At 70.6% G+C, this 20,187-nt stretch carries 6 protein-coding genes (1 of these 6 only partly in view); 1 reads left to right on the top strand and 5 read right to left on the bottom strand.

Annotated elements, in window-relative coordinates; all coding sequences use genetic code 11:
• The 5 genes from D7X55_RS05095 to D7X55_RS05075 all read right to left on the bottom strand — a co-directional run.
• Positions 1–1,123: serine/threonine-protein kinase (locus D7X55_RS05095; protein ID WP_147470028.1), on the bottom strand; the 1,123-nt coding region annotated here is incomplete at its 3' end.
• Between the two features lie 23 nt (positions 1,124–1,146).
• Positions 1,147–2,244, bottom strand: coding sequence for a 6-phosphofructokinase (locus tag D7X55_RS05090; protein ID WP_121722396.1), 1,098 nt, complete (start codon positions 2,242–2,244; stop codon positions 1,147–1,149).
• 155 nt (positions 2,245–2,399) lie between these two features.
• Complete coding sequence (locus D7X55_RS05085; protein ID WP_120547547.1) at positions 2,400–2,879, bottom strand: hypothetical protein; 480 nt, start codon at positions 2,877–2,879, stop codon at positions 2,400–2,402.
• Positions 2,880–2,957: 78 nt separating this feature from the next.
• Entirely contained in the window at positions 2,958–3,971 is a 1,014-nt protein-coding gene (locus D7X55_RS05080; protein ID WP_158626320.1) for a CPBP family intramembrane glutamic endopeptidase, read from the bottom strand.
• A gap of 20 nt (positions 3,972–3,991) precedes the next feature.
• The gene (locus tag D7X55_RS05075) at positions 3,992–5,596 is read right to left on the bottom strand and encodes an MBL fold metallo-hydrolase (protein WP_121722394.1); all 1,605 of its coding nucleotides are present in this window, start codon (positions 5,594–5,596) and stop codon (positions 3,992–3,994) included.
• Positions 5,597–5,915: 319 nt separating this feature from the next.
• On the opposite strand from D7X55_RS05075, the gene D7X55_RS05070 reads away from it, so the two are divergent.
• Positions 5,916–20,187, top strand: partial view of a non-ribosomal peptide synthetase gene (locus tag D7X55_RS05070; protein ID WP_158626319.1) — the start only. Its footprint extends 17,216 nt past the window's final position; only the first 14,272 of its 31,488 coding nucleotides appear in the window; it begins with the start codon at positions 5,916–5,918; its stop codon lies off the right edge, out of view.

Here is a 20,187-nt window from a genome sequence, read left to right as displayed (position 1 = left end):
GCCCCAGGGCCAGCGCCACGCCCGCCCCAATGCCCGCGCGGATGCCGCGCTTGCGCCAGGTGCGCCGCCGCTGCTGACGCTGGATGCTCTTGAGCAGCCCCAGGGCGCGCTCGTTCGTCGCGTCCAGCGCGAGCACGTGGTTGAGGCACGCCAGCGCGCGCGGCGTCCGCTTCTCCGCGAGCTGCCGCTCCCCTCGCTCCAGCAGCGCCGCCACGATGCGCTGGCGCGCGAGCCGCTGGTACGACGGCGGATCCGCGAAGAACGAGATCAGCTCTTCACCCACGCGGGAGAAGCCCAGCCCCGCGAGCGCGTCCGCCAGCGCGTCGCGCAGCTTGCCCGCGTTGGGGTAGCGCCGCGCCGGGTCGCGCTGGAGGCACGTGGCGCAGATCTCCGCCAGCTCGTCCGACAGCGTGGGCACGCGGCGGCGGGGGTCCTCGTAGGCCCCGTCCAGGATGCGCTTGAGCGTCGCGGTGGTGTTGGACGCGGTGAACGGCAGCCGGCCCGTCATCAGCGCGTAGAACATGATCCCCAGGCTGAAGACGTCCACCTCGGGGCCGGCCTCCAGGCCCTCGATGATCTCCGGCGACATGTGCGCGGGCGAGCCCACCAGCGCGCCCGTCACCGTCATCCGGTCCTCGATGTCCAAAAGCCGCGCGATGCCGAAGTCCATGAGCTTGAGGACCCCGTCCTCGCGCACCATGACGTTCTCCGGCTTCAGGTCGCGGTGGATGACGCCCGCCTCGTGCGCGTGCGCCAGCGCCGCCGCCAGCTCGTGGATGATCATCGCCGCCAGCTCCGGCGGCTCCAGCGGGCCTTCATCCAGGTACGTCTTGAGCGTCCGGCCGCGGATGTACTCCGTGACGATGAAGGCGTCGTGCGCCTCCGCGGAGGAGAAGTCGAAGACCTCCAGGATGTTGGGGTGGTGCAGCTTCGCCACCGCGCGGGCCTCGCGCGCCAGGCGGCGGCGCGACTCGTCCTTGCCGGCCAGGTGCGGGTGCAGCACCTTCACCGCGACCTCGCGGTCCAGGGCCGTGTCCAGGCCCTTGTACACGACGCTCATGCCCCCGGAGCCCAGCTCCTCCAGGATGCGATAGCGACCGATATGGCGGCCGACGAGCGTCATGGCGTGCGGTGCGCGCTCTCCCCTCAGTCCCCGAACCCGATGCCCATGCTCCGCGCGAAGCGCACCAGGTCTCCCTGGACGTCCACGCGGCGCTCCTTGCGAGACTCACTCAGCGGCACGGCGACGACGTCGTTGTTCCTCAGCGCCACCATGTGGCCCCACTGGCCGTCCCGCACCAGGTCCAGCACCTTGCAGCCGTAGCGCGTGGCCAGCACCCGGTCCGCCGCGCTGGGGCTGCCGCCGCGCTGCAGGTGGCCCAGCACCGTCACGCGGATCTCCGCCTCGATGTGCCGCGCCAGCAGGTCCGCGCACACCTTGCCGGAGCCGCCCAGCCGCACCACGCCGCGCCCCGGGATGTCCGCGGCCTCCGCCAGCACGGACAGCGCGCCGCCCTCCGGATACGCGCCTTCGGAGATGGCGATGATGGAGAAGCTGCGCCGCCGCGTGGCCCGGCGCTTCAGCGTCTCCAGCAGGGACTCCACCCGGTACGGAATCTCCGGGATGAGGATGAGGTCCGCGCCGCCGGCGAGGCCGCTCTCCAGCGTGAGGAAGCCCGCGTGGCGGCCCATGATCTCCACCACCATCACGCGGTCATGCGCCTCCGCGGTGGAGTGCAGCCGGTCCAAAGCCTCCGTGACGATGAGCCGCGCGGTGTCGAACCCGAAGGTCTGGTCCGTCCCGGACAGGTCGTTGTCGATGGTCTTCGGGCAACCGACGACGTTCAGGCCCTTGCCGGCCAGCTGGTGCGCGATGGAAAGCGTGCCGTCCCCGCCAATGGCCACCAGCCCGTCCAGCCGCAACTCCTCGCAGCGGCGCACGACCTGATCCGACACGTCCTTCTCCACCCAGCCGTCGCCCTCACGCACCGCGTAGCTGAACGGGTTGGCCTTGTTGGACGTGCCCAGGATGGTGCCGCCCTTGGGCAGGATGCCGCGCGTGTCCTCCACACCGAGCGGGCGGACGAGCTCCGGCTCCACCAGGCCCATGTAGCCGTTCTCGATGCCCACGAACGAATGGCCGAACTCGTGCACGCCCCGTCGCACGAGGCCCCGGATGAGCGCGTTGAGTCCCGGGCAATCACCACCGCCGGTGAGGACGCCGAGTCGAAGAGGTCGAGCCATAGGAGCGAGGAAAGTGGGACGCGGGTGTCAGTGGGAACGGGCGACACTATGACAGCAACGTCGGTGCGGATTGTAGGTGCCACCCCAGGGGGGTGCAACGCATCAATCAGCTGTGACGTCGGATCCGCGCTCGCAAGGACTCAGGGGGCCGCCCCTCAGTCGCGCTTGAGGCGACGCCGGGAGGCCAGCCGGTCCAGGAGGGCCTGGAGCCGGTCCTCCTTCTTCGCGGGAAGGGCGCGGTCCGTGGGGGACTGCACGGGCATCTCGCGGGCCATCCGGTACAGCTCCTCCAGCCGCTCCAGCACCAGCTGGTTGCCGGGGCGCTCCTGCAGGGCCCGGCGGTACGCGGCGGCGGCGCCCACGTAGTCACCCAGCGTGAAGAGGCGCTCGCCCTCCTGCATGGGGGAGGCGGGGCCCAGCGGGAGGTGCTGGGGCTCGCGCACGCGGTTCTTCAGGTGCTGCAGCTCCTCCGGCTGGAGGCTGTCACGCAGGTGGGCGACCTTGAGGGCCAGGGCCTGCTCGCTCGGGAAGGCGGCGAGGAGGTGCTCGAAGAGCTCGAACGCCTCCGCCAGCTCCCCCCGCCGCAGGGCGCGGTCGGCACGTGCTTCCATGTCGGCCCGGACGGCAGGAGTCATCTCGCGCGGCAGAGTAACTGGACCCCACCCGGGATGTCACATGCGGAAAAGCCGCCGCTCGCCGGGCCGCAAGGCCTCTCAAGCAGGCGAGGCGGACGACTCCGGAATCACCGCGTTCTGCGCGCTCCGGGCGCTCCGGCGCCAGTGGCGGAAGAGCCACACGGCCACCAGCCCGTGGAGCAAGAGGCCGAAGACGCCCTCGCCGTTGAAGACCCAGACCTGACCGCCGAAGAGCCCCGGCCGGCCGTTGTAGACGCTGCCGAAGAGCTGCGGGTTGATGAGGTTCCAGCTGATGTGGAAGAGGGCGGGCGGCCAGATGGAGCGCGACGCCATGTACAGCTGCGCGAACACCACCGCGGCCACGGCGATGGACAGCAGGAACGTCACGTTCTGCCCCACGTGCCCGCGCTGCGCCTTGGAGAAGATGAGGGGCAGGTGGAACGCGGCCCACACCGGCATGGTGATGGCCGCGGCCAGCGCCGGCCGGTGCATCCACCAGCGCACCAGCGTCCCGCGCCAGCCCACCTCCTCACCCAGCTCGCTGGGGACGCCGAAGCCCACGACGGGCGCCCACACCAGCGCCGCCAGGCCGTAGCGCAGCCAGCGCCAGCGCTCGGGCAGCTTCGCGCCCAGCTTCTCCACCCAGCGCCAGCGCACGGACGCGGCGGCCAGCCACCACGTCACCGTCATGGCCCAGAACAGGAGGATCATCACCGGCACCGTCGCCAGGCCCGTCACTCCGAACGGGCCCTTGAGCAGCTCCGGTTGGTACGTGATGAAGGACGCGTCCCCGGTGGCGAACCGGATCGCGTAGGCCAGCGGCGTGATGACGGCGCCGTACGCCAGCGGCAGCGCCAGCCCCAGGAACCACCACTTCCAGCCGGGGAACGCGAAGCCCACCGCGGACGGGGCTTCGCGACGGAAGAACCACGAACACCCGAGGCCGACGATGCCGGGCACGCACATCATCCAGCGCATCAGCCACACGTCCTCGCGCGTCTCGCCGCCCATGATGAACAGGACGCCCATCGTCCAGCTCACCGCCAGCGTCACCGCGATGAACGCGAGGGTTTCTTTCCGGGGATTCCGCATGTTCCGGAGCATACCGGCTTCTAGCTCTTCAGGTGGACCTCGCGCGCGCCCTGGAGACGTTCGGCCTGGAGGCCGCGCTCGCGGGCGGTGGTGAGGAGCAGGTCGGACTCCTTCATGCGGGGCGTCTCCGGCGTGGCGGCGGGCCCGATGATGTGCTCCATCCAGGGCTCCAGGCCCATGGCGTAGTTGAAGAGCCGCTTCGCGCCCACGAGCTCCAACAGGCGCAGGCCTTCGGTGGAGTTGCTGCCACGGCAGCGGCGGTTCTTCTCCAGCTTGCGGTCGCGCTTCTTGGGGAAGAAGCCCTCCAGCATCCACGTGTGCGGCGCGCCGACGATCTCCGTGTTCATGAAGACCGTGTGCAGGTCGCCCACCGTGCTGCGCAGGTCGCGGTACGTCGTCTCGTCCACGCACATGGAGTCGGCCGCGAAGAACAGCCGCTCCTCGCCGGTGCGGATGATCCACGCCGTCTTGGCGTGGGCCACGTCGCCGTGCTCGCCCATGAACGGCGCGGCGATGATTTCCCCGTCCGGGATGGGCAGGGACTCGTAGAAGTAGGGCTCCAGCACGTTCTTGAAGCCGAGCGCCTTGCCCAACAGCCGGGGCGAGTAGTCACCCGCCAGGGCGCCGCTCGAGCGAGGCACCATCAGCGTGCCAATGCGGTGGCGCAGCCGCAGCAGCGTCTCGATGTCCAGGTGGTCCGGGTGGCTGTGGGTGATGACCACGTAGTCGATGCGGCGGGGCAGGTCCGCGAAGGACATGCGCTCCAGCGGGACCGCCACCTTCTCCGGGCGCACCGGCACCACCGCGTCGATGAGGATGGACGTGCCCTTCCACTCCACCAGCACGCACGCGTGGCCCACGTAGCGGATGCGCACGCCCGGCCCGTTCCACGTCTCGGGGAGCGTCTGCGGCGCCTCCGTGAGCAGCGGCATCAGGTCCGCGTCGGACTTCACCGCGTCGCCCAGCACGTCGCGGATCCACTCCAGCGGCTGGGGCTGCAGGTCCAGGCTGAACAGCTTGTCCAGGCGCTCGTCGTGGAAGGGCACCTTCCAGTCCAGCTGCCCCGCCTCCATCAGGCGCGGCGTGGTGAGCAGCGAGTCGCGCTCCGCGTCCGCCTTCAGCCGGCGGAGCCGCATGGACTGGAGGTCCGACTTGTAGTGGCGGCCGCGGTACAGCAGGCCCTCGTGCACGCGCATCGACGGGCGGTTCACGTAGTCGTAGACCAGCTCCACCACGCCCTTGAGCGGCTCCGGAAGGCGCGCGTACAGCGGCTCCAGGGACTGGCCCTTGGCCTCCGCCAGCAGCTGCGTCTGGAACTCGTCGAACGCCTCCGCCAGCTTGATGTTGTCCTCCTGCGCGGCCGTCATCCGCTGCATGAGCGCCCGCACCTCTTCCGCGCGCTCCGGCGCGATGCCCACGAACGAGCTGCCGCTGAGCTCGGGGTCCTTCGCCGCCTTCGCGTGGAAGTCCGGCGTCTGCAGGTAGGCCTTGATGAGCGGCAGCAGGTAGGCCTGCAGATGCAGGCTCGCGGGCATGGGGGCCACCGTCATCCACCAGGCCTGGAAGTCCTGGACGAGCGGTTCAACGAGGGTGGCGTCCGCGAGGCGATACAGGGGAGCGGTCATGGGAGTTCGGGCGATCGGGGAGGCACCCACGCCCTGCTCAAGCTCCAGGCGATTCCGAGCGTGGAAGTCGCGGAGTCAAGGCAGGACAGGGCGCGTGCTGAAGACCAGGAAGCTGAGCTGACAGGCGAATTTGAGCGATTCGAGCAAATTGTTCAAGTTCGGTAGAACCGGGTCCTGGTGGTATTCTCGTATCCAGTTCTGTTCCCCCGGACACATTTCAAGGGCGCCTGTGCCACGCACGTTGTGGGTGCGTTCCGCACAGGAAGTCGGCCCACTGAAGCCCGTGTCATGTGCTCCGGCCTTCCAGATGGGTCCTTCCTTGTCGCGTTCTCCTGAGCTGACGCCCTCGAATTCCACCCTCGTCGAAATCTTGCGGACCCGGGCCCAATCGCGGTCCGAACAGCCGCTGTACACCTTCCTGGATGACGCGGGGCAGGAAGACGGAACGCTGAGCTACGCGGGATTGGATGCTCGGGCGCGGCGCATCGCGGTGGCGCTGCGCAAGGTGGCGAAGCCGGGCGAGCGCGTGATGCTGCTGTACCCGCCGGGCCTGGAGTACGTGGCGGGCTTCTTCGGGTGCCTCTACGCGGGGCTCGTCGCGGTGCCGGCGTATCCGCCGGATCCGATGCGGCTGGAGCGCACGCTGCCGCGCCTGCGCGCGATCATCCAGGACGCGAACGCGACGGTGGTGCTCACCACGTCCGGCATCCTGTCCATGACGGAGTTCGTCTTCGAGCAGGCGCCGGACTTGCGCTCGCTGCACTGGGTGGGGACGGACGAGATTCCGGCGGGTGGGGAGGCGGAGTGGACGCCGCCCGAGGTGGACGCGTCCACGCTGGCGTTCCTCCAGTACACGTCCGGGTCCACGGGCTCGCCCAAGGGCGTGATGCTGAGCCACGGCAACCTGGCGCACAACCTGGCGCTGATCACGGACGCGTTCGAGCTGGGCCCCAGCAGCTCCGCCGTCATCTGGCTGCCGCCGTACCACGACATGGGCCTCATCGGCGGCATCCTCACGCCGCTGTACGCCACGTTCCACGCGGCGCTGATGTCGCCGCTGACGATGCTGAAGAACCCGCGCGTGTGGCTGGAGGCCATCACCCGCTACAAGGCCACCATCAGCGGCGGGCCGAACTTCGCGTTCGACCTGTGCGTGCGGCGCATCCCGGCGGAGGAGCGGCAGTCGTTTGACCTGAGCTCGTGGAAGGTGGCGTTCACCGGCGCGGAGCCCGTGCGTCCGGCGACGCTGGATCGCTTCGAGCAGGCCTTCGGGCCGCACGGCTTCAAGCGCGAGTTCTTCTTCCCGTGCTACGGCCTGGCGGAGGCGACGCTGCTGGTGTCGGGCGGGCGCGTGGACGCCGCGCCGGTGCGGTACGCGCTGGATGCGCCGGCGCTGGAGCAGCGCCGGGCGGTGCCGGTGGACCCGTCCAGGCCGGAGGCGCGCCTGCTGGTGGGCTGCGGCGAGGAGCGGCCGGGGCACCCCGTGGTCATCGTGGATCCCCAGACGCGCGAGGCGTGCGCGCCGGGCGGCGTGGGTGAGATCTGGGTGCGCGGCCCCAGCGTGGCGCTGGGCTACTGGAACAAGCCGGAGGCGACGGCGGAGGTGTTCCAGGCGCGCGTGAAGGGCACGGACGAAGGGCCGTTCCTGCGCACGGGAGACCTGGGCTTCCTGCGGGACGGCGAGCTGTACGTCACCGGCCGGGCCAAGGACCTGATCATCATCCGCGGCCGCAACCACTACCCGCAGGACATCGAGCAGACGGTGGAGGAGAGCCACCCCGCGCTGCGCGCCGGCAGCGTGGCGGCGGTGTCGCTGGAGGTCGCGGGCGAGGAGCGCCTGGTCATCGTGCAGGAGATCGACCTGCGCAAGGCGGGCAACCTGCGCAAGCAGGTGGACATGGCGGAAGCCGCGGTGAAGGAGATCCGCCAGCGCGTCGCCGAGCGCCACGAGGTGCAGGTGCACGCCGTGGCGCTGATCGAGCCCGGCAGCATCCCGAAGACCTCCAGCGGGAAGATCCAGCGGCACGCGAGCAAGGCGCAGTTTATCGCGGACGAGCTGCGCACGGTGCTGGTGTGGCGCGAGCCGGGGTTCGAGGAGGCGGAAGCCGCGGACGAGTCCCCGGAGCCTGACTCAGCGCCGGTGCGTGAGGACGTGCCGGAGGCCGCCCGGGCCACGCTGACGTGGCTGGTGGAGCGCGTGGCGGAGCAGCTGAAGGTCCCGGCGAAGACGGTGGACGTGCGTGAGCCCATCACGCGCTACGGCCTGGATTCGCTGAGCGCGGTGGAGCTGGCGCACGCGGTGGAGAAGGGGCTGGGGATCGCGCTGCCCATGGAGCTGCTGCTCCAGGGCCCGAGCCTGGTGGAGCTGGCGAAGCGCATCACGGCCGCGAAGCAGGAGCCGAAGGCGGCGGTGCTCGCGCCCCGGCCGCGTGGAGCGACGCAGCCGCTGTCGTTCGCGCAGCAGCGCCTGTGGTTCCTGGACCGGCTGGAGCAGGGCAGCGCGCTCTACAGCATCCCGGGCGCGGTGCGGCTGGACGGCGCGCTGGATGCGGAGTCGCTGCGGAAGAGCCTGGAGGAGGTCGTCCGCCGGCACGAGTCGCTGCGCACGACATTCCGCGAGGAGAACGGCGAGGCGGTGCAGCTCATCCACCCGGCGAAGGCCTTCGAGCTGCCGGTGGTGGACCTGACGGGCTTCCCGGAGACGCAGCGCGAGGCGGAGGCGCGGCGGTGCGTGGATGAAGAGGCCGTGCGCCCGTTCGACCTGGGCACGGGTCCGCTGGTGCGCGCGCGTTTGCTCAAGCTGGGTGACGCGAAGCACGTGCTGCTGGTGACGATGCACCACATCGTCTCCGACGGCTGGTCCATGGGCGTGCTCGTGCGCGAAGTGGCCGCGCTCTACGACGCGTTCCGCGCGGGCCGGGGCTCGCCGCTGCCGCAGCTGCGCGTGCAGTACGCGGACTTCGCGCAGTGGCAGCGGGAGTGGCTGCTGGGCGGCGTGCTGGAGAAGCAGGTCGGCTACTGGAAGCAGCGCCTGGCCGGAGCGCCCGCGCTGCTGGAGCTGCCGACGGACTTCGCGCGTCCGGCGGCGCAGACGTACCGGGGCGCGACGGTGCCCGTGAAGCTGGGCGCGGAGCTGAGCAAGGCGCTGGGCGCGCTGGCGAAGCAGGAAGGCGCCACGCCGTACATGCTGCTGCTGGCGGCGTTCCAGGTGCTGCTGTCGCGCTACAGCGGTCAGGACGACGTGAGCGTGGGTTCGCCCATCACCGGCCGCACGCGCGCGGAGACGGAGGGCCTCATCGGCTTCTTCGTCAACACGCTGGTGCTGCGCACGAAGCTGGAAGGCAACCCGAGCTTCCGCGCGCTGCTGGCCCAGGTGAAGGAGACGACGCTGGGTGCGTACGCGCACCAGGACGTGCCCTTCGAGAAGCTGGTGGAGGAGGTGCAGCCGCAGCGCAGCCTCAGCCACTCGCCGCTGTTCCAGGTGATGTTCGTGTTGCAGCAGGACGTGCTGCCGCACTTCCGCCTGCCGGGCGTGGAGCTGTCGCCGTACGACGTGGAGTCCAAGACGGCGAAGTTCGACCTGACGCTCTACCTGACGGAGACGGCGGGCGGGCTGGAAGGGACGCTGGAGTACAACACCGACCTGTTCGCGGCGGCGACCGCGCGCCGGATGACGGAGCACCTGCGGGTGCTGCTGGAGTCGCTGATCGCGAACCCGGGCGGGAAGCTGTCCGAGCTCCCGCTGATGGGCGCGCAGGAGCAGCAGTCGCTGCTGAAGGACATCTCGGGGACGGACCTGCCGGCCCCGGTGAGCGGGACGATGCAGGCGCTCTTCGAGGCGCAGGCTTCGCGCACGCCGGACGCGCCCGCGGTGCACTTCGATGGGGAGGTGCTGACGTACGCGCAGCTGGACGCGCAGGCGAACCAGCTGGCGCACCACCTGCGTGGCCTGGGCATCGGGCCGGACACGCTGGTGGGCGTGAGCCTGGAGCGTTCCGCGCGCATGGTCGTGGCGCTGCTGGGCGTGCTGAAGGCCGGTGGCGCTTACGTGCCGCTGGATCCGGCGTACCCGCGTGAGCGCCTGGGTTGGATGCTGGAGGACGCGCAGGCCCCGGTGCTGCTGACGCAGCAGAAGCTGCTGGGCGTGTTGCCGGAGCACTCGGCGAAGACCGTGTGCGTGGACACGGACGGGTCCGTGATCTCGCGTCAGCCGGCCACGCCTGTCGTGGCGGGCACGGGCGTGGGGAACCTGGCGTATGTGCTGTACACGTCGGGCTCCACGGGCCGTCCGAAGGGCGTGGCGATTGAACAGCGCAGCGTGGTGGCCTTCCTGCACTGGGCCACGGCTGCGTTCACGAAGCAGCAGCTGGCGGGCGTGCTGGCGGCGACGTCGCTGAACTTCGACCTGTCCGTGTTCGAGGTCTTCGCGCCGCTGGTCAGCGGTGGTGCCGTCATCGTCGCGGAGAACGCGCTCGCGTTGCCGACGCTGAAGGACGCGGGCCGCGTGACGCTGGTGAACACGGTGCCCTCCGCGATGGCGGAGTTGGTGCGCAGCCAGGGCGTGCCGGATTCGGTGCGCACGGTGAACCTCGCCGGTGAGCCGTTGCTGAACCGGCTGGCGCAGCCCCTCTATGCGCTGAAGAACGTCGAGGGCGTCTACAACCTCTACGGCCCGACGGAAGACACGACCTATTCGACGTACACGCGCGTGGAGAAGGGCGCCGCGCGGGAGCCGACGATTGGCCGTCCGCTGACGGGCTCGCGCGCGTACGTGCTGGACGCGTGGCTGCGGCCGGTGCCGCAGGGCGTGCCGGGTGAGCTGTACCTGGCGGGCGCGGGCCTCGCTCGCGGCTACCTGGCGAAGCCGTCGCTGACGGCGGAGCGCTTCGTGCCGAACCCGTTCTCGGCGCAGCCGGGTGCTCGGATGTACCGCACGGGCGACCGCGTGAGGTGGCTGGCGACGGGTGACCTGGAATACCTGGGCCGCATCGACTTCCAGGTGAAGGTGCGTGGCTTCCGCATCGAGCTGGGCGAGGTGGAGTCGGCGCTGGCGTCCCAGCCCGGCGTGCGCGAGTCCGTGGTGGTGGTGCGTGAGGACGTGCCGGGCGACAAGCGCCTGGTGGCGTACGTGGCTGGCGCGTCGCTGGATACGGCGGAGCTGCGCAAGGGGCTGAAGTCGCGGCTGCCTGAGTACATGGTGCCGTCGGCGTTCGTGGTGCTGGGCGCGCTGCCGCTGACGCCCAACGGGAAGGTGGACCGCAAGGCGCTGCCGGTGCCGGAAGGCCAGTCTTCGCAGCGCCAGTACGTGGCGCCGCGCACGGCGACGGAGGAGCAGGTGGCGACGCTCTTCGCGCAGCTGCTGCGCGTGGAGCGTGTCGGTGCGGAGGATTCGTTCTTCGAGCTGGGCGGCCACTCGCTGCTGGCGATGCAGTTGGTCTCCCGCCTGCGCGCCGCCTTCGGTGTCGAGGTCCCGCTGCGTTCGCTCTTCGAGCTGAGCACGGTGGCTTCGCTCTCGACGTTCGTTGACGGGAAGAAGCAGCAGGCGGAAGGCGCGAACCTGCCGCCGTTGAAGCGGGTGGCTCGTGAGGGCTCGCTGCCGCTGTCGTTCGCGCAGCAGCGCCTGTGGTTCCTGGACCGGCTGGAGCAGGGCAGCGCGCTCTACAACATCCCGGGCGCGGTGCGCCTGGAGGGTGCGCTGGACGTGGAGGCCCTGCGCCTGACGCTCCAGGAGATCGTCGCTCGGCACGAGTCCCTGCGCACGACGTTCCGTGAGGAGAACGGCGAGGCGGTGCAGATCATCCAGGCCGCGAGCCGGATGGCCCTGCCCGTGGTGGACCTGACGGCCGCGGGCGAGACGGAGACCCAGCGCCGCGTCAACGAGGAGGCCCTGCGCCCGTTCGATCTGGGCACGGGCCCGCTCTTCCGCGCGCAGTTGCTCAAGCTGGGCGAGGCGAAGCACGTGCTGCTGGTGACGATGCACCACATCGTCTCCGACGGTTGGTCGCTGGGTGTCCTCGTGCGTGAGATGGCCGCGCTCTACGAGGCGCACACGCAGGGCCGCGCCATGCCGTTGCCGGAGCTGCCGGTGCAGTACGCGGACTTCGCGCAGTGGCAGCGGGAATGGCTGCTGGGCGGAGCGCTGGAGAAGCAGGTCGGCTACTGGAAGCAGCAGCTCTCCGGGGCTCCGGCGTTGCTGGAGCTTCAGACGGACTTCGCGCGCCCGGCGGTGCAGACGTATCGCGGCGCCACGGTGCCGGTGAAGCTGGGCGCGGACCTGAGCCGCACCCTCAACGCGCTGGCGAAGCAGGAAGGCGTCACGCCGTACCAGCTGCTCCTGGCCGCGTTCCAGGTGCTGCTGGCTCGCTACTCGGGCCAGGACGACATCTCGGTCGGTTCGCCCATCGCGGGCCGGACGCAGGCGGAGACGGAAGGCCTCATCGGCTTCTTCGTCAACACGCTGGTGCTGCGCACGAAGCTCTCGGGCAACCCGACCTTCCAGCAGGTGCTCAAGCAGGTGCGTGAGACGACGCTCGGCGCCTACGCGCACCAGGACGTGCCGTTCGAGAAGCTGGTGGAGGAGCTGCAGCCGCAGCGCAGCCTCAGCCACTCGCCGCTGTTCCAGGTGATGTTCGCGCTGCAGCAGGACGTGCTGCCGCACCTGAAGCTGTCGGGCATGGAGCTGTCGCCGTACGACGTGGAGTCGAAGTCGGCGAAGTTCGACCTCACGCTCTTCCTGACGGAGACGGCGAACGGGCTGGAAGGAACGCTGGAGTACAACACCGACCTGTTCACGGCGCTGACCGCGCAGCGGATGACGGAGCACCTGCGGGTGCTGCTGGAGTCCGTGGTGGTGCGGCCCATGGCGAAGGTGTTCGACCTGGCGCTGATGAGCGCGCAGGAGAAGCAGTCGCTGCTCAAGGACATCTCGGGGACGGGCCTGCCGGCTCCGGTGAGCGGGACGATGCAGGCGCTCTTCGAGGCGCAGGCGGCTCGTACGCCGGACGCGCCGGCCGTCTGCTTCGACGGGCAGGTGCTGACGTACGCGCAGCTGGAGGCGCAGGCGAACCAGCTGGCGCACCACCTGCGTGGCCTGGGCATCGGGCCGGACACGCTGGTGGGCGTGAGCCTGCAGCGTTCGGCGCGCATGGTCGTGGCGCTGCTGGGCGTGCTGAAGGCCGGTGGCGCGTACGTGCCGCTGGATCCGGCGTACCCGCGGGATCGCCTGGGCTGGATGCTGGAGGACGCGCAGGCGCCCGTGGTGCTGACGCAGCAGAAGCTGCTGGGCACGCTGCCTGCGCACTCGGCGCGCAACGTGTGCCTGGATACGGATTGGGAGACCATCTCCAAGAATCCTGTGTCGCCCGTCGATGCGCGCACGAGCCTGGGGAACCTGGCGTACGTGCTCTACACGTCGGGCTCCACGGGCCGTCCGAAGGGCGTGGCGATCGAGCAGCGCAGCGTGGTGGCCTTCCTGCGCTGGGCGACGGCGTTCTTCACGCCGGAGCAGCTGTCGGGCATGTTGGCGTCGACGTCGCTGAACTTCGACATCTCGGTGTTCGAGGTCTTCGCGCCGCTGAGCGTCGGTGGCTCGGTCATCGTCGCGGAGAACGCGCTGGCATTGCCGACGATGAAGGACGCGGGCCGCGTGACGCTGGTGAACACGGTGCCCTCCGCGATGGCGGAGCTGCTGCGCAGCGGGGGCGTGCCGGAGACCGTGCGGACGGTGAACCTCGCGGGCGAGCCGCTGCTGAACCGGCTGGCGCAGGCGGCGTACGGACTGAAGAACGTGGAGGCCGTCTACAACTTCTACGGCCCGACGGAAGACACGACGTATTCGACGTACCTGCGCGTGGAGAAGGGCGCGACGCGGGAGCCGACTGTGGGCCGTCTGCTGACGGGCTCGCGAGGGTACGTGCTGGACGCGTGGCTGCGTCCGGTGCCGCAGGGCGTGCCGGGCGAGCTGTACATCGCGGGCGCGGGCCTCTCGCGAGGCTACCTGGCCAAGCCGTCGCTGACGGCGGAGAAGTACCTCCCCAATCCCTTCAGCGAAGAGCCCGGCGCGCGGATGTACCGCACGGGCGACCGCGTGCGGTGGTTGCCGAACGGCGAGCTGGAGTACCTGGGGCGCATCGACTTCCAGGTGAAGGTGCGTGGCTTCCGCATCGAGCTGGGTGAAGTGGAGTCGGTGCTGTCCAAGCAGCCCGGTGTGCGCGAGTCCGTGGTGGTGGTGCGCGAGGACGTGCCCGGCGACAAGCGCCTGGTGGCGTACGTCGCGGGCGCGTCGCTGGACGTGGCGGAGCTGCGCAAGGGCCTGAAGGCGCGGCTGCCGGAGTTCATGGTGCCGTCGGCGTTCGTGGTGCTGAACGCGCTGCCGCTCAATCCGAACGGCAAGGTGGACCGCAAGGCGCTGCCGGTGCCGGAGGCCCAGTCGTCGCAGGGCCAGTACGTGGCGCCGCGCACGGCGACGGAGGAGCAGGTGGCCACGCTCTTCGCGCAGCTGCTGCGCGTGGAGCGCGTGGGCGCGGAGGATTCGTTCTTCGAGCTGGGTGGACACTCGCTGCTGGCGATGCAGCTGGTCTCCCGGCTGCGCGCGACCTTTGGCGCCGAAGTGCCGCTGCGTTCGCTCTTCGAACTGAGCACAGTGGCTTCGCTCGCGGCGTTCGTGGACACGGCCCGTGCCACGTCCAAGGCCCCGGCGATCGTGGCTCGGCCCCGGAGCGCCACGGAGCCGCTGTCGTTCGCGCAGCAGCGTCTGTGGTTCCTGGACCAGCTGGAGCAGGGCAGCGCCTTCTACAACGTGGCGGGCGGCGTGAAGCTGGAGGGCACGCTGCATGTGGAAGCCATGCGGCGGGCCCTGGAAGAGATCGTCCGCCGGCATGAGTCGCTGCGCACGACCTTCCGCGAGGAGAACGGTCAGGCCGTGCAGGTCATCCACCCGGCGAAGGCCTTCGAGCTGCCGGTGGTGGACCTCTCCGGTGCACAGGACTCGGAAGCGCGGCGGCAGGCGGAGGAAGAAGCCGCGCGCCCGTTCGATCTGGGCACGGGTCCGCTCTTCCGCGCGAAGCTGCTGAAGCTGGGCGAGGCGAAGCACGTGCTGCTGGTGACGATGCACCACATCGTCTCCGACGGTTGGTCGCTGGGTGTCCTCGTGCGCGAGGTCGCCGCGCTCTACGAGGCCCAGGTCCTCGACCAGAAGTCTCCGCTGCCGGAGCTGGCGGTGCAGTACGCGGACTTCGCGCAGTGGCAGCGGGAGTGGCTGCTGGGCGGAGTGCTGGAGAAGCAGGTCGGCTACTGGAAGCAGCAGCTGGCCGGAGCGCCTGCCGTCCTGGAGCTGCCGACGGACTTCGCGCGTCCCGCGGTGCAGACGTACCGCGGCGCGACGGTGCCGGTGAAGCTGGGCGCGGACCTGAGCCGCACGCTCAATGCGCTGGCGAAGCAGGAAGGCGTCACGCCGTACCAGCTGCTGCTGGCCGCGTTCCAGGTGCTCCTGTCCCGTTACAGTGGCCAGGATGACGTGAGCGTGGGCTCGCCCATCGCGGGCCGGACACAGGCGGAGACGGAAGGCCTCATCGGCTTCTTCGTCAACACGCTGGTGCTGCGCACGAAGCTGGCCGGTAACCCGAGCTTCCAGCAGATCCTCAAGCAGGTGCGCGAGACGACGCTGGGCGCGTACGCGCACCAGGACGTCCCGTTCGAGAAGCTGGTGGAGGAACTGCAGCCGCAGCGCAGCCTGAGCCATGCGCCGCTGTTCCAGGTGATGTTCGCGCTGCAGCAGGACGTGCTGCCGCACCTGAAGCTGTCGGGCGTGGAGCTGTCGCCGTACGACGTGGAGTCGAAGTCGGCGAAGTTCGACCTCACGCTGTCGCTGACGGAGACGGCGGGCGGGCTGGAAGGAACGCTGGAGTACAACACGGACCTCTTCGCCGCCTCGACGGCGCGGCGGATGACGGAGCACCTGCGGGTGCTGCTGGAGTCCGTGGCGGTGCGGCCCATGGCGAAGCTGTCCCAGCTCGCGCTGATGGGACCGCAGGAGCGTCACCAGGTGCTGGTGGCGTGGAACGACACGCACGGCGAGGTCACGGGCGACGTGACGTTCCCGGTGCTCTTCGAGGCCCAGGTGCGTCGCGCGCCGGACTCGCAGGCGCTGGTGTTCGAGGACGCCTCGCTCACGTACGCGCAGCTGGACGCGCGGGCGAACCAGCTGGCGCACCACCTGCGCACGCTGGGCGTCGGGCCCGAGGTGCGCGTGGCGCTCTGCGTGGAGCGTTCGCTGGACCTGGCCGTGGCGATGCTCGGCATCCAGAAGGCCGGTGGCGCCTTCGTGCCGCTGGATCCGTCCTACCCGCGTGAGCGCCTGTCCTTCATGCTGGAGGACAGCGGCGCGCCCGTGCTGGTGACTCAGGACTCGCTGAGCCAGCAGCTGCCCACCGACGGCCTGCGCGTCGTGCGCATGGACGTGGAGGCGGCGCACCTCCGGTCGCTGCCGGAGTCCGCTCCGGCCTCCCGCGCCAACGCCGACACCCTGGCGTACGTCATCTACACGTCCGGCTCCACGGGCCGCCCCAAGGGCACGCTGCTGCCGCACCGGGGCCTCAACAACACCGCCCGGCAGGCCGCCGCGGCGAAGGGCCTGGGCACGGGCCGCCGCGTGTTGCAGTACGCGGCGTCCAGCTTCGACGCCAGCGTGTGGGAGGTGTTCAGCACGCTCGTGTCCGGGGCCACGCTGGTGCTCGCGGCGCGCGACCGGCTGCTGCCGGATGAGCCGCTGCGCACGCTGCTCCAGTCGCAGCGCATCAGCACCGTGACGCTGACGCCGTCGGTGCTCGCGCAGCTGAGCACGGACGGATTGGAAGGCCTGTCCACCATCGTCTCCGCTGGTGAGGCGCTGAGCGTGGAGATGGCGCGCAAGTGGGGGCAGGGGAGGACGCTGATCAACGCGTACGGCCCCACCGAGACCACGGTCTGCGCGACCCTCACGCACGGCGGAGTCCGCGCGGATCGCCTGACCATCGGCAAGCCGCTGGCGAACGTGCGCGTGTACGTGCTGGATGCCCTGCACCACCCGGTGCCCGTGGGCGTGGCCGGTGAGCTGTACGTTGCCGGTGAAGGCCTCGCGCGCGGCTACCAGGGCCGGCCGGACATGACGGCGGAGAAGTTCGTCCCCAACCCGTTCAGCGACGAGCCCGGCGCGCGGCTGTACCGCACCGGCGACCGCGTGCGCTGGCTGGCGGATGGCGAGATCGAATACCTGGGCCGCATCGACCACCAGGTGAAGGTGCGCGGCTTCCGCATCGAGCTGGGCGAAATCGAGGCCGTGCTGCTGCGCCACGCGGACGTGCGTGAGGCGGCGGTGGTGGTGCGCGAGGACGTGCCGGGCGACAAGCGGCTGGTCGGCTACGTCGTGTCGCAGCCGGGCCGGACGGTGGACGCGGCCTCGCTGCGCAAGCACCTGAAGGACGGCGTGCCGGAGTACATGGTGCCGTCGGCCTTCGTCGTGCTGGACGTGCTGCCGATGACGCCCGCCGGCAAGGTGGACCGCAAGGCCCTGCCGGCCCCCACGGGCGCGCTCACGCGTCCGGACGCCTACGTGGCCCCGCGCACGACGACGGAGGCCCGCGTGGCGGCGCTCTTCGCGCGCGTGCTCACCGTGGAGCGCGTGGGCGCGGAGGATTCGTTCTTCGAGTTGGGTGGCCACTCGCTGATGGCCACGCAGCTGGTGTCGCGCCTGCGCGGCGAGTTCCAGGTGGAGCTGCCCCTGCGCGCGCTCTTCGAGTCCCCCACGGTGGCCGCCCTGGCCGCCCGCGTGGACGAGGCCACCGGCGCCGAGCGGAAGTTCAAGACGCCGCCGCTCAAGCCCGCGTCGCGCGAGGGCTCGCTGCCGCTGTCGTTCGACCAGGAGCGCCTCTGGCTCTTCGAGCAGCTCACGCCGGGCACGCCCATCTACAACGTGCCCAGCGCGGCCCGCCTGAGCGGCGACCTGGACGTCGAAGTGCTCCGCCGCGGCCTGGAGGAGATCGTCCGGCGCCACGAGGCGCTGCGCACCGTCTTCCAGCAGGACGCGTCCGGTGCTCCCGTGCAGGTCGTCCTGCCGGCGAAGCCGTTCGTGCTGCCGGTGGTGGACCTGTCCTCGCTGCCCGCCGACCAGGCGGAGGCCGAGGCCCGCAAGCACCTGAACGCGGAGGCCGCCCGGCCGTTCGATCTGGTGCAGGGCCCGCTCCTGCGCGCCCAGCTCCTGAAGCTGAGCGCGCGTGAGCACGTGCTGTGCCTCGCCATGCACCACATCGTGGTGGATGGCTGGGCCGTGGGCGTGTTCATGCACGAACTCCAGGCGCTCTACACCGCGTTCTCGCGCGGAGAGGCCTCGCCGCTGCCCGCGTTGCCCGTGCAGTACGCGGACTACACGCTCTGGCATCGCAACTGGCTGAGCGGCGACGTGCTGGAGCAGCAGATCTCCTGGTGGAAGAAGCAGCTGGCCGGAGCGCCCCGCATCGCGCTGCGCACGGACGCGCCGCGCCCCGCGGGCGACCGCTTCCACGGTGACAGCCGCCGCTTCCACCTGTCTCCGGAGCTCACGTCCCGCATCGAGGCGCTGGGACGAGGGGAGGGCGCCACGCTGTTCATGGTGCTGCTCGCCGCGTTCGACGCGCTCCTGCACCGCCGCACGGGTCAGGACGACATCGTCGTGGGCACGGACATCGCGAACCGCGCCCGTGAGGAGCTGGAGTCGCTGGTCGGCTTCTTCACCAACCAGCTCGTCCTGCGCACGCAGGTGTCGGGCGACCTGTCCTTCCGCGCGCTGCTGGAGCGCGTGCGCAAGGGGACCCTGGACGCCTACGAGCACCAGGACCTGCCCTTCGGCACGCTGGTGCAGGCGCTCAAACCGCCGCGCGAGCCGGGTGGTCAGCTCTTCAACGTGAAGTTCGTGCTGGAGAACGCGCCGCTGCCGCCGCTCCAGCTCCCGGGCCTGGAGCTGAGCCTCCTGGACGCGGAGACGAACGGCACCGCCAAGTGGGACCTGCTCGTCGTCGTCTTCCCGTGGCAGGGCGGGCTCACCGTCACGGTGGAGCACAACACGGACGTGCTCGACCGCGCGTCGGTGGAGCGCCTGTTCGCCCACTTCGAGTCGTTGCTGCGCGCCGTCGTGGACGACCCGGAGCGCCGCATCGGCATGCTGCCGCTGCTCACGCCGGATGAGCGCGGCACGCTGGCCGCGTGGAACGACCGCCCGAGGACGTACCCGCACGGTCAGCCCGTGTCGCGCGTCTTCGAGGCGCAGGCCGCCCGCGCCCCGGACGCGGTCGCCGTGAGCTTCGAGGGTGAGACGCTGACCGCCGCGCAGCTCAACGCGCGCGCCAACCAGCTCGCGCACCACCTGCGTGCCCTGGGCGTCAGGCCCGGCAAGCGCGTGGGTGTGTCCCTGGAGCGTTCGCTGGATCTCGTCGTCGCGGTGCTGGGCATCGCGAAGGCGGGCGGCGCGTACGTGCCGCTCGACCCCAGCTTCCCCACCGAACGCATTTCGATGCTCATCGAGGACGCGGGCCTGTCCGCGCTGGTCAGCGTCTCCGCCATCGCGGACGAGCTGCCCGCGCAGTGGCTCCAGGTGATCTGCCTGGATGACGACGCGGCCGCGCTCGCGAAGCGTCCGGACACCAACCTCGACACCGCGCCGAGCGGCGAGGACGAGCTGTACGTCCTCTACACCTCCGGCTCCACGGGCCGGCCCAAGGGCGTGTCCGTGCCCCATCGCGCCGTCGTGCGCCTGGTGTGCGGACCGGAGTGGGTGAGCCTGTCGTCCAAGGAGGTCTTCCTCCAGCTGGCGCCGCTCGCGTTCGACGCGTCCACCTTCGAGCTGTGGGGCGCGATGCTCAACGGCGCGAAGCTCGCCGTGTTCCCGCCGCGCGCGCCCACCCTGGACGAACTGGGTCAGGTCATCGCTCGCGAGGGCGTGAGCACGCTGTGGCTCACCGCCGGCCTCTTCCACCAGATGGTGGACGGCAACCTGGACGGCCTGCGTCCCGTGCGCCAGCTGCTGGCGGGTGGTGACGTGCTGTCCCCCGCGCACGTGCTGCGCGTGATGGAGCAGCTGCCGGGCTGCCGCGTCATCAACGGCTACGGCCCCACGGAGAACACGACGTTCACCGCGTGCTACCCGGTGGAGAACGCGAGCGCGCTGGGCATCTCCGTGCCCATCGGCCGGCCCATCAACGGCACGCGCGTGCACGTCCTCAACGCGTCCCTGGAGCCTGTGCCCCTGGGCGCCCCCGGCGAGCTGTTCGCGGGCGGCGACGGCCTGGCGCACGGCTACCTGAACCAGCCGGAGCTGACGGCGGAGAAGTTCATCCCGGATCCCTTCAGCACCGTGCCGGGCGCGCGCCTGTACCGCACCGGCGACCAGGTCCGCTTCCGCGCGGATGGCTCGCTGGAGTTCCTGGGCCGCATCGACCAGCAGGTGAAGGTGCGCGGCTTCCGCATCGAGCCGGGAGAGATTGAAACGGCGCTGCGCGGACACCCGTCCGTGCTCGACGTCACCGTCGCCGTGCAGGAGGTCGCGGGCGAGAAGGCCCTGGTGGCCTACGTCGTCACGGAGGAGG

Origin of the sequence: Corallococcus sp. AB049A (assembly GCF_003668885.1) — a bacterium.
GTDB lineage: Bacteria > Myxococcota > Myxococcia > Myxococcales > Myxococcaceae > Corallococcus > Corallococcus interemptor.
Note: the sequence above shows the minus strand (reverse complement) of the source record. Positions and strands in the feature narration are given on the sequence as shown.

What these genes read in the sequence shown, in the direction of transcription:
- D7X55_RS05085 (WP_120547547.1), bottom strand. Translation starts at nt 2,879, where the DNA reads ATGACTCCTGCCGTCCGGGCCGACATGGAAGCACGTGCCGACCGCGCC.
- D7X55_RS05075 (WP_121722394.1), bottom strand. Translation starts at nt 5,596, where the DNA reads ATGACCGCTCCCCTGTATCGCCTCGCGGACGCCACCCTCGTTGAACCG.
- D7X55_RS05080 (WP_158626320.1), bottom strand. Translation starts at nt 3,971, where the DNA reads ATGCGGAATCCCCGGAAAGAAACCCTCGCGTTCATCGCGGTGACGCTG.
- D7X55_RS05090 (WP_121722396.1), bottom strand. Translation starts at nt 2,244, where the DNA reads ATGGCTCGACCTCTTCGACTCGGCGTCCTCACCGGCGGTGGTGATTGC.